This is a genomic window from uncultured Corynebacterium sp., assembly GCF_945649885.1.
In the GTDB taxonomy this organism is placed as follows: Bacteria; Actinomycetota; Actinomycetes; order Mycobacteriales; family Mycobacteriaceae; genus Corynebacterium.
In genome coordinates this window covers 1-12880 of record NZ_CALZFS010000081.1, presented here as the reverse complement: position 1 = coordinate 12880, position 12880 = coordinate 1, and the positions used below count along the sequence as shown (strand labels likewise).

Here is a 12880-nt window from a genome sequence, read left to right as displayed (position 1 = left end):
ACGGGCGGAGCTGCGGTTACCGAAGATAATCTCCAAGAATACAAAGTGATCGCACAAGATCCTGCGCCCTACACCGTATTTGAAGTGGTTCACAAAGATTATAACGGCACCGAACTATCATGGATGCTCGAGAGTATTGGCGTGCAATCGGTTACGTTGACTCTGGAAAAGCTTTTAGAGTAGAAAAATAAGTAACCAGTAATGCTTTGTTAGGTTGGGGCGCTGTCGCAATACGGGCAGCGCCCCAACCTAACAAAGCACTACTAGGTCCCAACTCGAATCCACATAAGCCACAGACAAAAGCACCCGCCTCCATGGTCAACATGGAAGCGGGCGCCTTTGTCTGGTGCAGGAAGACCCCTGAATTAGTCCAGGTAGTCGCGCAGCACCTGGGAACGAGATGGGTGGCGCAGCTTGGACATGGTCTTGGACTCGATCTGGCGGATGCGCTCACGAGTCACACCATAAACCTGGCCGATTTCATCCAGGGTGCGTGGCATACCGTCGGTGAGACCAAAGCGCAGCTTGACCACGCCAGCTTCACGCTCAGACAGGGTCTCCAGAACATCCTGGAGCTGATCCTGCAGGAGGGTGAAGGAGACGGCGTCAACAGCGACAACCGCTTCGGAGTCCTCAATGAAGTCACCGAGCTGGGAGTCACCCTCGTCACCGATGGTCTGGTCCAGGGAGATCGGCTCACGTGCGTACTGCTGGATCTCCAGAACCTTCTCCTCAGAGATATCCATCTCCTTGGACAGTTCCTGAGGGGTGGGTTCGCGACCCAGTTCCTGCAGCAGTTCACGCTGGATGCGGCCGAGCTTGTTGATGACCTCAACCATGTGAACCGGGATACGAATGGTTCGGGCTTGGTCAGCCATGGCGCGGGTGATCGCCTGACGGATCCACCAGGTGGCGTAGGTGGAGAACTTATAGCCCTTGGAGTAGTCGAACTTCTCTACAGCACGGATCAGACCCAGGTTGCCTTCCTGGATCAGGTCAAGGAAAGCCATGCCGCGGCCGGTGTAACGCTTGGCCAGGGAGACCACGAGACGGAGGTTGGCCTCGAGCAGGTGGTTCTTAGCCTTACGGCCGTCACGGGCAATCGCACGCAGGTCGCGCTTGACTGCAGGGGTCAGCTTCGCTTCCTTGTCACCGGCAGCGAAGGCTTCCTCCATCTCCTCCATCTTGTGGGTGGCGTAGAGACCAGCCTCAATACGCTTGGCCAGGGAGACTTCCTGCTCAGCATTGAGCAGTGCAACCTTGCCAATCTGCTTGAGGTAGGCACGCACGGAGTCGGCAGAAGCGGTGAGCTCTGCATCCTTACGGGCCTGACGGAGGGTTGCGGACTCGTCCTCATCCCAGACGGAAGAGCCATCGTCTTCTTTCTCTTCCTCCTCGGTTTCCTCACCGAGTGCCTCAACGCCGTCTTCGTCGTCTGCGAGCTCATCATCAAGATCGTCTGCGGGAACGAAGTCCGGATCCTCTTCATCGGTGATGCCAATCTTCTCATCATCTTCGATGGTCTTGGGCACAGCCTTTGCCGGGGAAGCCTTCTTGGCGGTCTTCTTTGCGGCGGTGGTCTTCTTGGCCACCGTCTTGCGGGCTGTCTTTTTAGCAGCTGCCTTCTTGACAGTTTTCTTGGCTGTCTTTTTGGCAGGTGCAGCTGTGGTGGCGGCCTCAGCTGTGGTGGCGGCATCAACGGTTGCGTCGATGGCAGCAGGTGCCGGGGTGGCGGCGCGCGCTGCGGGTGAGGCGGCTGGTGCAGCCCCCGAAGATCCGGAAACCGGTGACTCCTGGGACCCCAAAGGCGCGGCTACTCGAGGTGCGGCCTTGCGGGCTGTCTTACGGGCCGTCTTCTTGGCGACCGTCTTTTTGGCTACGTTATTCTCTACCATGCTGCTCTCCACGGCTCCTGGTGCATTTTCATCGACATCTTCGACTGATCCGAGCGATGCTTTAAGGATTTGGTGGCTACCACTAACATCCTTTCGCCTTGCTTTCCGGTGGGACGTATCAAAGTACAGGTACACATATCTACATATATCCAACATCTCCAACGGGTATTTGTTCCCGGGAAACACTGAATAGGGGGTCATGCCTGGACTGCGTTACATCGTTAAAGGAATGGTCAGCCGATCAATTGCTCCATGTCCCTGCTGCCGTATCCCGGAAAGTCTCATCCGGCTATCACATCTTGAGGTGATGCCTTGAGTTATGTGTTTCTTGGGAAGTCACAAGGGTGAATCAATCTCATGGTTAACTATTGTCCACGATCAGCAGCCCAGTATAGATGATTGACTGCATGGGTGTCACAAAGGGGTCCGTTTGCGATACCCCAACGCGGCCTTTGAATCAAGACCCCCATGGGTTTGGTACCCGCTAACGGGGAGGTTTTCAGCCCTAAGGGGCCACGTGCTTTGCCACAGCCATCGCCGCACCCACAATCCCGGCGCGGTTGCGCAGCTCAGCCGGCACCACATCGGTCCCCACCTCCAAGAATGGCAACCACTTCTCATGCTTGCGGGAGATTCCACCACCGACAATGAACACACTGGGGTAGAAGAGGCGTTCATATTCATTGAGCACCTTGGTTACCTGCTTGGCCCATTTCTTCCAGGACAGGTCCTCATTTTCCTTCACGGCTGCGGAAGCGCGGTGTTCCGCCTCCTCGCCATCAACGATGAGGTGTCCCAGCTCGGTGTTAGGAAACAGTTCGCCGTCCATGAGGAAAGCGGAACCTATGCCGGTGCCCAGTGTCAGGAGGATGACGGAACCCTCACGTGCCTTGGGGTGGCCGAAGGTGGCCTCGGCGATGCCGGCGGCATCAGCATCATTAAGCACTGCAATCTCCCGGTCGCCGAGGTATTTGTGGAAGAGCTTGCCCACATCGGTGCCGATCCACTTCTTATCAATGTTGGCGGCTGTCAAGGCCACCTGGCCTCGAACCACGGCAGGCACGGTGATGCCGACAGGGCCATCCCACTGGGCCTGTTCGAGGATCTCTGCAACCACCTCGGCTACTGCCTCAGGGGTGGCGGGCTGTGGTGTGGCGATTTTAATGCGGTCACCGACAAACTCCCCTGTGGACAGATCCACTTGTGCACCTTTGATACCGGAGCCTCCGATATCGATTCCGAATCCCATTTCAGTCATGCGCACAAGTGTACAAAGCAGCAGATGATTCGGCAGCGAAGTAGATGAATCGTCTCGTAGGCCTGTGGGGTATGGGGGCGGTGTTTCTCAGGGGGTCTCCGACGCGTCCGGGAAAAAACAACAATGATGGGTGGCATGGGTACTTCACACACAAACACCGAGTCCTTCAATGAACTCCGGGCCATCGCCTCGGAAACTGCCACGCTAACTGCAGCACGGATCAGGGAGAAGCGTGCGGAACTGGGCAACCTGTGGGACTACACCAACACCAAGAGCTCTGCGGTTGATCCGGTGACCATCGTGGATACTCTGGCGGAGGACTTCATTGCCAACCGCCTCCAGGAACTGCGACCGGAGGACGGGTTAATCGGGGAGGAGGGGACAGGTACGCCGTCGATAAGCGGGGTCACCTGGATTGTTGATCCCATCGACGGGACCGTCAACTTCGTCTACGGGCTTCCCCAATATGCGGTATCGATCGCCGCAGCCATCGACGGTGTGGTGGTCGCCGGTGCTGTGATCAACGTGGAAACTGGTGTTTTATACAGCGCAGCACGGGGAGAGGGTGCCTCAAAATATCTGCCCGACAATGATGAAATCGTGCTCCTGCGTGTCAACGATGTCAGTGACATCAGCCAGTGCCTGGTGGCCACTGGGTTCAGCTACTCCTCGACCAGGCGTGCACAGCAGGCGCAGTTGCTCACCGGTGTACTTCCCGTGGTCCGTGACATCCGACGTATGGGTAGTGCCGCCCTGGATCTCTGTCACCTGGCTGACGGGCACATTGATGTCTATTATGAACACGGTCTCAACTGCTGGGACTACGCCGCCGGGATACTCATCGCAGAGGAAGCTGGTGCCCGGATTCAGGCCCCGGAGTTATCAATTCCTGGACAGTCAGGGGAAATTCTCTATGTTGCACCTCACACGGTTTTCGGGGCAGTAGAGCAGTTGCTGACCTCCGTTGAGGGGCTCAAGCCACTGAAACCATAAAAATACCATTTAAACGCCCTGAATGTTGCGATAATTTAGGGCCACTGACCTGGGAGTATGACAAGTGGGAAATTCTCCTTTAATATGCGCGCTAAATGATGCACAGTATTTGCTGAGGTGCACATATTTGGAGACAAACCAACCCACTCCGGGAGGAAATTTAGATGGCTACCGATTACGATGCCCCGCGACGCCGTGTCGAGGATGAGCTCGAGACTGACTCCCTCGAGGGACTGAAGGCTGTGGAAACCGCCAACGATATGGATGATGACGGCGAAATCGTCGAGTCCTTCGAGATCCCCAATGTTGATCTCTCCGGCGAGGAACTCAATGTTGATGTTGTTCCACGTCGCGCTGACGAGTTCACCTGCGCCAGCTGCTTCCTGGTCCAGCGCAACAACCGCAAGTCCCACACCGAGGCTGATGGATCCGACATCTGTCTCGACTGCGCATAGCAGCACGGCATAACTCCACGCCAGAATCCCAGGAAGAATATCCCCCGGGCAGGAGGGGGCCTGGTTCCTTTGTGCGGGACAGAAACATGCAGGCCCCTCACCGGCGCCACATGTGAAGTAAGTGAAAATAACTCAACCCCGTCAACCACCTACTGTGACAGTGAAGTGGAAGCGGGGTTTTTGTGACCTTGGGGAAACCTACCTGAAGTCAGTCAGAGCAACATCTGCCTGATTAGGCAGGAAGGCACGCAGCAGGGCCTCCGGATTACGGCTACCGATTAACCAGTACGGTGTGGGATCCTCAGGATCATCCAGCACCAGCATGACCATCTCATGCACCCAGCCATGGGAGACCACAAAGGCCGCCGGATCCAGCTGACGTCCCATCGCATTACGCTTCGCCGTCGCGGGCACCGCAAGTGAACGGGAGACCACATCATGCGGCAGATTGGCCTGACCCGCGATCAACCACCGTGTGCCATCGGCATCCTCCTCCACAGTCAACACCGTATTGGACATGCTCAACAGCACCCAGACAGCAATGACTGACAGGAGCACCGCGGGGATGTAGATCCACAGATCACTACGGTTCAAACCGAACTGGGCCGTCAACAGGGCCACCACAAAAGCCATGGCAAGCCACCAGTACCACGGCACCCACTGCCTTTCACGATAGATAATCCGGGCACCCTGGGGGCTGCCGTCGCCACCATGGGCAGCGCCACGTCCGGAGTTGTCAGGGTTCACAGAATCAGCACGTTGGGAATCAGTCACAATAGGCCATCCTATCCCACACAGTCTGCAGCACCATTTTCCATGTACACGCCGATTAACCCGGGGCATGCTGCAGCCCACAGAGCACCGACTGCGTAATCTGATGATGTGATTGAGAACCAGAACGTCGACAATATCCGTCTCCTCCGCCTGGACAAGGGCCTCCCCATGCCCAGGCGCGCACACCGCGGCGATGCAGGTGTGGACCTGCACGCCACCACTGACACCGTCATCGCGCCGGGCCATCGTGAAGTTGTGGGCACCGGCGTGGCCATTGCCCTTCCCCTGGGCACCGTCGGCCTGGTGCATCCACGCTCCGGCCTGGCGGCACGGGAGGGCCTGAGCATTGTCAATGCTCCCGGCACCGTTGATGCTGACTACCGAGGTGAGATCAAGGTGTGCCTGATCAACCTGGATCCGGACACCTCCATCACCATCACGCGCGGGGACCGCATCGCGCAGCTGGTCATCCAGCGTGTGGAACTGGTTGATTTCATTGAAGTGGAAGAACTTGATGAGACCGTCCGTGGCGAACGTGGATATGGATCAACAGGCAAGCAGTCCACGGAGTAGGGCACACAACCGCTCACCCTCATCTGTGCACCAGCAGTGGCATGAATCTCACCGGCACCTAGACTGGGACGGAATCTGGCGCACAGTGAGCAGAACCACGGGCACTGTGTCTCAAGTTCAGAGATGAAGAGCATTCATGTGAGCACAAACCCGGTTATCGTAGGGCGCAGACACACACCCTTGCCCTGACGCCGCTGTCGTGGAACATGGCAGCAGGCACCTGAGGGGCGGGGATGAAGCTCAGCTCATGTGATGAACGGTGGTATGGACACCTGTTACCCAGGTGGATGTATCTGAACAAGAAGGAAGTGAAAGGTAGATCATGGCACTGTGGCCTTTTAGCAAGAAGAAGGAAACTGCTCCGGAACAACATATGGAGGAGCAGGAAGAGCAGTACAACGATGTACCGAACCAGGCCACCGTAGAAGAAGCAGCGGCTACCGACCATCTTGATGATGGTGAGCAGTCGGACCCCGTTCATGATGCGGTCAACGGCTCCACCGGCCCTTATGATGCTGGTGAGGTCAGCATCAATGACTTTGACTTCTCTGACTTCGCCAAGGGCACCCTGGACCTGGGGTCCCTGCAGATCCCTCTTCCCAAGGACTCCGAGGTACAGGTGGAAATGGGCGATCAGGGCCCCCGTATGCTGCACATCGTCACCCGCTATGGCCGCATCACACCTGTCGCATTTGCCGGCCGTAGTTCTGCAGGGCAGTGGCGGGAATCTACCAAAGAGATTGCAGAAGGCATGCGCAAGGATGGTCTGACTGTCCGTGTGGAGATGGGTCCCTGGGGTCGTGAAGTGGTTGGTGAGGCCAATGACCGCGAGATCCGTATCGCCGGTGTGGACGGCCCCCGCTGGATGCTGCGGATGACCATGATCAGCCCGGCTGAGCGTGCCGAAGACATGAAAAATCTGGGCCATGAGGTTATCGCGCGCACCTTCGTCAACCGTGGTGATTCCCCGATTCTTGCCGGCAGTCCACTGCCGGTTGCGCTGCCGCAGCAGTTTGCTGAGCAGCTCAAGGATGCCATGGCCAAGCGTGCCCAGCAGCAGAACCAGAATGGGCAGTCCGCGGGACAACCTGCAGGGCAGTCAGAAGTGCAGCAGTCTGCACAGGAGATGCTGGCTCAGCAGGTGAGGGCCACCCAGAATGCACAGCAACCACCACAGGACCCACCAGCAGGGAATGCTGGTAATACGGGCAATGCAGGGTAGTGTGGTCTAATTCCACAGCCCGCCCCAATGCCTGTGGCCCACATTGTTCATGGGGTGGCCCCAGCGGGCATGGTCATCGGGTTTTACCGTGCACATGGTCCGTGAAGCACAAGAAAGAAGAGGACCAGTCGCATGACTGAAATTGCTGAACTCAACAAGGGTGACGTCATCACCGTCGAGGTCGTTCGTCCGGCACACGGCGGCGAGGGAATCGCCCACCACGAAGGCCGCGTCATTTTTGTCCAGGGTGGTTTCCCCGGGGATGATGTTGACGTGGAGATCTCCCAGGTCAAGAAGAAGTTTGCACGTGGTGCGGTTGTTGCTGTCAATACAGCTTCCCCCTCCCGTGTGGAATCCCGTTGCCCGGCCGCTGCAGCTGGCGCAGGTTGCTGCGATTATGCAGAGCTTGCGCCGGAAGCGGAGCTGGAGCTGAAGACTCAGGTTCTGAAGGACCAGCTCGAGCGCATTGGTGGTCTGAGCAACATCCCCACTCCAGAACTGTTCAACCTGGAACCCTCCCAGGGCTGGCGCACCCGCGTGCGTCTGGGCGTTGACGCCTCAGGCCGCGCAGGTTTCCGCAAGCTCAAGTCCAATGATCTGGTCACCGACGTTGCCTGCACCCAGGTGACACCGGAGCTTATCGACGGCCTCGTCGGCCCTGATGCCCGCAAGTTCACTCCCGGCGCTGAGGTCATCGCAGCCGTGGATGACCGGGGTGTACGCACCGTCGTGGAATTCCTCAAGGCTCCACGTGGTCGACGCACTGAAACCATCCGCAACATCATCGAAGGCGATGGCAACGTTGCGCAGACCGTGGGGGAATACACCTGGACTTTCCCTGTCGCAGGTTTCTGGCAGGCACACGTCGAGGCACCGAAGGTCTACTCGGAGTTCATCGCTGATGTCCTGGAATCCACTGACTTGGAGGATGTGGATAAGCGCGGCGCTGTTGCTTGGGACCTCTATGGTGGTGTCGGCCTGTTCGCCCCGGTGATCTCCAAGACCCAAGAAGCCAGGGTTCACTCCGTGGAGCTGTCTGCAGGTTCTGCAGAGTCCGGTGAGGACGCTCTGGCTGGGCTTCCGGTCACCTTCCACACCGGTCGTGTTGAATCCGTCATGGCACAGCTTCCTGCACCTCATATCGTGGTTCTTGATCCGCCACGTACCGGCGCGGGCTCTGCCGTGGTGAAGTCCATCGGTGAGGCCGGACCACAGCTGGTCATCCACATCGGATGTGACCCGGCAACGTTTGCCCGCGATGTTGCGGACTGGGCGGCTGCTGGTTACACCCTGGACCGACTTGCTGTCTTCAACGCCTTCCCGGGCACCCACCACTTGGAAACCATCGGTGCCTTTACCCGCAACGCCCGTTAAACATCCGGTCGGGCATGACCGGATATCTTATTCCACCTCAACACAGAGTAAGATGGCTCCAATGCCAACGGCGGTTGCAGGGAATTTTTCCTCAACCGCCCACTATCGTGCACGTTGCTGAGCACAATAGTGCAGTTTGAAAATGTCCACTTCTGAGAAGCAAAGGTGTCTGACTCGCGCCCATGGGAATCCTCAACAGTATTTCAACACCTGCTGACCTAAAAGCCCTCGAAGAAGAGGATCTGGAAGCACTGGCGAAGGAGATTCGTCGCTTCCTGGTAGATAAGGTTGCAGCCACCGGTGGCCACCTGGGTCCCAACCTGGGAGTCGTTGAGCTGACCATTGGTCTGCATCGCGTGTTTGATTCTCCCAATGAGCCGATTGTCTTTGACACCTCGCACCAGTCCTATGTGCACAAGATTCTCACCGGACGTGCAGATGACTTTGACACCCTGCGACAGCAGGGCGGGCTGTCCGGCTACACCTGCCGTGCGGAAAGTGAGCATGACTGGACAGAGTCCTCCCATGCCTCTGCTGCCTTGTCCTACGCTGATGGCCTGTCCAAGGCGCTCCAGCTGGATGGACACACCAAGCGCAATGTGATTGCGGTGGTCGGTGACGGTGCTCTGACCGGCGGCATGTGCTGGGAAGCGCTGAACAACATCGCAGCCGGCAAGGATCGCAATGTGGTGGTTGTGGTCAATGACAATGGTCGTAGCTATTCACCCACCATTGGTGGTTTCGCGGAAAACCTCGCAGAACTACGCATGGAGCCCTTCTATGACCGGGTAATGGAACAGGGCAAGTCCACCCTGAAGTCCATGGGCTGGGTCGGGGAGCGCACCTTTGAGGCACTGCACGCCTTCAAGGAGGGCGTTAAGAGTAGTGTCATCCCCACGGAGATGTTCCCCGAACTGGGAATGAAGTATGTGGGTCCGGTCAATGGACACGATCAGAAGGCCCTGGACAATGCACTGGCTTACGCCCATGACTACCAAGGTCCGATCATCGTCCATGTGGTCACCGAGAAGGGTCGGGGCTATGCACCGGCTGAACGTGACCTTGATGAACTGATGCACGCCACCGGCGTGATGGACCCACGCACCGGCATCCCGGTATCGGTATCTAAGCCCGGCTGGACGTCCGTATTCAGTGATGAACTGGTGAAGCTGGCTGCCAAGCGTGATGAGATCATTGCAATCACAGCAGCCATGGCGGGCCCGACCGGACTGTCGAAATTTGCTGCAAACTACCCGGATCGCTTCTTTGATGTCGGTATCGCAGAACAGCACGCGGTGACATCCGCAGCTGGTCTGGCACTGGGTGGAAAACACCCGGTGGTGGCCATCTACTCCACCTTCCTCAACCGCGCTTTTGATCAGCTGTTGATGGATGTGGCACTGCTCCACCTTCCGGTGACCCTGGTGCTGGACCGTTCAGGTGTCACCGGCCCTGATGGCGCCAGCCATAATGGTGTCTGGGACATGGCGCTGACCTCCATTGTTCCGGGGATCCGGGTGGCTGCCCCACGTGATGAGGACACCCTGCGTGAACTGCTTGGCCAGGCGGTGGGCATCAATGATGGTCCCACCGTGGTGCGGTTTCCCAAGGGGGATCTTCCGGTCCCACAGGAAGCAGTACACACCTTGGAAGATGGCGTGGATATTCTCGCGTACCTCGAGGCAGAATCAGATGCTGATGAGGCTGTGGCTGCTGATGATATTCCAGATGTGCTCATTGTCTCCGTGGGCGAGCGTGCCATCATGTCACTGGAACTGGCTGCCCGCCTGGTTCAGAACGGCGTCAATGTCACCGTTGTCGATCCAGGCTGGGTTGTCCCCATCCCACAGTCACTGGTGGCACTGACCGCTGACCATGACCTGGTTATCACCATCGAGGATGGCGTCATCCATGGTGGTGTCGGTTCTCTACTGTCAGATGCCCTCAATGCCGCTGAGGTGGACACCCCGCGCCGTCAGGTCGGTGTTCCCCAGAAGTTCCTGGACCACGGTACCCGTGGCCAGGTTCAGGCAGAGCACGGCCTGGACGTTGACAGTGTTGAGGCAACTGTCAACGGTTGGCTGGAACGATTGTTTGGAGATCAGAGCTAGTTATTACGAGGCAGGAGTGCGCTGATGAGAATCGGTGCCACCTGCTCAATCTGCCAGGGGCGTACGTCGTATCCACGAAGTACGCCCATCAGACTTTCCAGGTCATGGACCTCACCGGTGTTGGTGGCCTTCCACACCACGGCTCTCAGACTGGCTGGCTGGATCAGATTTTCACCGGGGATGTCCAGGTCTGCACCGAGATCATCGATATCAGCCCGCACGCCTTGAAGCACCTCATATTCCTCCGGATGGAATGAGCTCCAGTAACGACGATCCGGGACACCCTCCTGGCGTGGCAGTGGACGGGGCCAGGACTTCTTCGGTGAGGACAGTGCCTGGTTGATCACGCGCATCCACCGGCGCACCGTGGCTGGATTACGTCCCGGGAAACCCTTGACTCGGGCGAGATCATGGGGAGTGCGTGGCAAGACACGTGCCGTCTCCACAATCACCTTGTTGGACAGCACCCTGCCGGCAGCAAGATCCTGTGCAGCTGCGTAGCTATCGCGTTCCATCCACATGGTGCGGGCGACAACCAGCTGTTCCGACCGCTTCAGGGTACCGATGCCCTTGAGGCTGGTCCATGTCGGTGTGGGCGGTTCACTAACCTCTGCAAACTGAGAGAGGATATGGTCAAATTCCTGTTCCGCCCAGATGAGCTTGTCCTGATTATCCAGGATCTCAGCCATGACCTCAGCCAGTTCCAGAAGCATCTCCACGTCGAGGGCGGCGTAATTGAGCCAACCATCAGGCAGGGGCCGTTGTGACCAGTCTTCAGCACCATGGCCTTTGAGAAGGTGGAGATCAAAGATGTGTTCCACCATGGCAGCCAGGTTGACATGCTCGAAACCTGCGAGCCTGCCGGCAAGTTCGGTGTCGAAGATCGTGCCGGGATGCAGGTCTAACCAGGCAAGGCTCGGGAGGTCTGTGGCGGCAGCATGAATGATCCAGTCCTGGCCGTTGAGCACCGGTGCCAGGGCCTGTGAGAGCTCGGGGCGGAAGGACTCAGGATCGAAAAGCAGTGTGCCTGTGCCCCGGCGACGGATCTGGATGAGGAACGCCCGGTCATCATAACGAAAACCGGATGCCCGTTCTGTGTCGATTGCGAAGGGGCCTGATCCATCTGCCAGAAGATCTGCCGCAGCCTCAAATTCGGCAGGGGTGGCAAGTAGTGGGGGTGTCCCATCGCGGGGCTGAAGTAAATCGGAAGCCATGGATACCAACTTACCCATGGACCTATCTGTGGAGTTCGGTGACACCCTCAGGAGGTAGGCCGGCAACAGAGGCCAGCACTGTGGAAAATGCCTTAACGTGTGCGGTGAGATCATTGTCGGTGGCGGTCCAGGAAGCGCGCATCTCCAGTTGGTAGGCGCTCGGTGGGCCACCGATTTCCCCGAACCTCACTGAGGTGGTGGAGGTGACCGTACCGCCCAGGTTGGTGTGTTCAGCACCATCACGAGCAAGACCTTCGGTGAGCCACTGCCAGGCCACTTCAGGAAGGAGTGGATCGGAAGCCACAGCGTGATCCATATCCGCCTGGATGTAGGCCACCAGTCGCATGGTGCCCTCCCAGGCTTCTTCCGCACCGGGATCATGGAGGAGAATCAGTCGACCGAAGGAATCGCCCTCACTGTCGCGGGCAACGATATCTTGGTCGTCCCTGACGCTGACTTCCAGACCGATGGCATGTGAGAACGGCGCGAGACGCTGAGGAGGCCTGATGGTTCCCAGAGTAATTTCCGGGCGCAGGCTTGCTCGATGCATTGACTCAACGGCAGCGGAGAACGCTGCTGGAGTGCCCTCAGCCTGGTTGGCTGGTGTCTTGTGCTGAGAGGTCGCTTCGGAATCGATCACAGGTTGAAACTTACTGGGACTGGGTATCAGTAGGGGGAGGCGCGCCGTCCAAACTGTGAATGTCGGAATAACAGGTAGAAGTGCGTTGGGGTCCGCTGCAGGTGGCAGGTGCTAATGGAGAGTGCCCAGAGAGACCTGGGGCAGGTCTATTTCCTCCCCTTTTGGGGGGCGATGCGACATCTGGAAGCAATCAAACTTATGATGGATATGTTGGTGTGTGTTTTACGATGCGAAGCCAGTGCTAATTTTGGCTCCAGAGTCGCTTTCCGTCGAAGGAGCACAACAGTTCCTACCCCTTGTTTCCCGGGTACGGTCACGGCAGGTCAAACATGGCGGGGTCCGCACCACCATTATCAATAGCAATCGGACCG

The 12880-nt window shown here is 57.9% G+C and carries 12 protein-coding genes; 7 read left to right on the top strand and 5 right to left on the bottom strand.

Going from position 1 to position 12880, the window contains the following annotated elements:
• Positions 1-183 (top strand): hypothetical protein (locus Q0M74_RS09455; protein WP_293953747.1); only part of this gene is annotated, 183 nt, incomplete at its 5' end.
• 182 nt (positions 184-365) lie between these two features.
• Here Q0M74_RS09455 and Q0M74_RS09450 read toward each other — a convergent pair.
• Both Q0M74_RS09450 and ppgK read right to left on the bottom strand, forming a co-directional pair.
• Entirely contained in the window at positions 366-1895 is a 1530-nt protein-coding gene (locus Q0M74_RS09450) for an RNA polymerase sigma factor (protein WP_293953744.1), read from the bottom strand.
• Between the two features lie 505 nt (positions 1896-2400).
• Complete coding sequence (gene ppgK, locus Q0M74_RS09445; protein WP_293953741.1) at positions 2401-3153, bottom strand: polyphosphate--glucose phosphotransferase; 753 nt, start codon at positions 3151-3153, stop codon at positions 2401-2403.
• Positions 3154-3288: 135 nt separating this feature from the next.
• Between ppgK and Q0M74_RS09440 the strand changes: the two genes are divergently transcribed.
• Together Q0M74_RS09440 and Q0M74_RS09435 are read left to right on the top strand one after the other, a co-directional pair.
• Positions 3289-4146, top strand: coding sequence for an inositol monophosphatase family protein (locus Q0M74_RS09440; protein WP_293953739.1), 858 nt, complete (start codon positions 3289-3291; stop codon positions 4144-4146).
• 164 nt (positions 4147-4310) lie between these two features.
• Positions 4311-4601 (top strand): DUF4193 domain-containing protein, encoded by a 291-nt coding sequence (locus Q0M74_RS09435; protein WP_293953737.1) that lies wholly within the window; start codon positions 4311-4313, stop codon positions 4599-4601.
• A 198-nt stretch (positions 4602-4799) separates the two neighbouring features.
• Here the strand turns inward: Q0M74_RS09435 and Q0M74_RS09430 are convergent, their stop codons facing one another.
• Positions 4800-5282 (bottom strand): DUF3093 domain-containing protein, encoded by a 483-nt coding sequence (locus Q0M74_RS09430; RefSeq protein WP_293953751.1) that lies wholly within the window; start codon positions 5280-5282, stop codon positions 4800-4802.
• Positions 5283-5486: 204 nt separating this feature from the next.
• Between Q0M74_RS09430 and dut the strand changes: the two genes are divergently transcribed.
• The 4 genes from dut to dxs all read left to right on the top strand — a co-directional run bounded on the left by dut (position 5487) and on the right by dxs (position 10655).
• Positions 5487-5948 carry a dUTP diphosphatase gene (gene dut, locus Q0M74_RS09425; RefSeq protein ID WP_293953749.1) on the top strand — a complete coding sequence of 154 codons (462 nt, stop codon included), beginning with the start codon at positions 5487-5489 and terminating at the stop codon, positions 5946-5948.
• 322 nt (positions 5949-6270) lie between these two features.
• Positions 6271-7170, top strand: coding sequence for a DUF3710 domain-containing protein (locus Q0M74_RS09420; protein ID WP_293953735.1), 900 nt, complete (start codon positions 6271-6273; stop codon positions 7168-7170).
• Positions 7171-7302: 132 nt separating this feature from the next.
• Positions 7303-8544 carry a class I SAM-dependent RNA methyltransferase gene (locus tag Q0M74_RS09415; RefSeq protein WP_293953733.1) on the top strand — a complete coding sequence of 414 codons (1242 nt, stop codon included), beginning with the start codon at positions 7303-7305 and terminating at the stop codon, positions 8542-8544.
• Positions 8545-8726: 182 nt separating this feature from the next.
• Positions 8727-10655 carry a 1-deoxy-D-xylulose-5-phosphate synthase gene (dxs, locus tag Q0M74_RS09410; RefSeq protein WP_293953731.1) on the top strand — a complete coding sequence of 643 codons (1929 nt, stop codon included), beginning with the start codon at positions 8727-8729 and terminating at the stop codon, positions 10653-10655.
• On the opposite strand, the gene Q0M74_RS09405 is transcribed toward dxs, so the two are convergent.
• Together Q0M74_RS09405 and Q0M74_RS09400 are read right to left on the bottom strand one after the other, a co-directional pair.
• Positions 10652-11869, bottom strand: coding sequence for a ribonuclease D (locus tag Q0M74_RS09405; protein ID WP_293953729.1), 1218 nt, complete (start codon positions 11867-11869; stop codon positions 10652-10654). The genes dxs and Q0M74_RS09405 overlap by 4 nt on opposite strands.
• 22 nt (positions 11870-11891) lie before the next feature.
• Positions 11892-12509, bottom strand: a complete 618-nt coding sequence (locus tag Q0M74_RS09400) for a DUF3000 domain-containing protein (RefSeq protein WP_293953727.1) — start codon at positions 12507-12509, stop codon at positions 11892-11894.
• Positions 12510-12880: the final 371 nt, after the last annotated feature.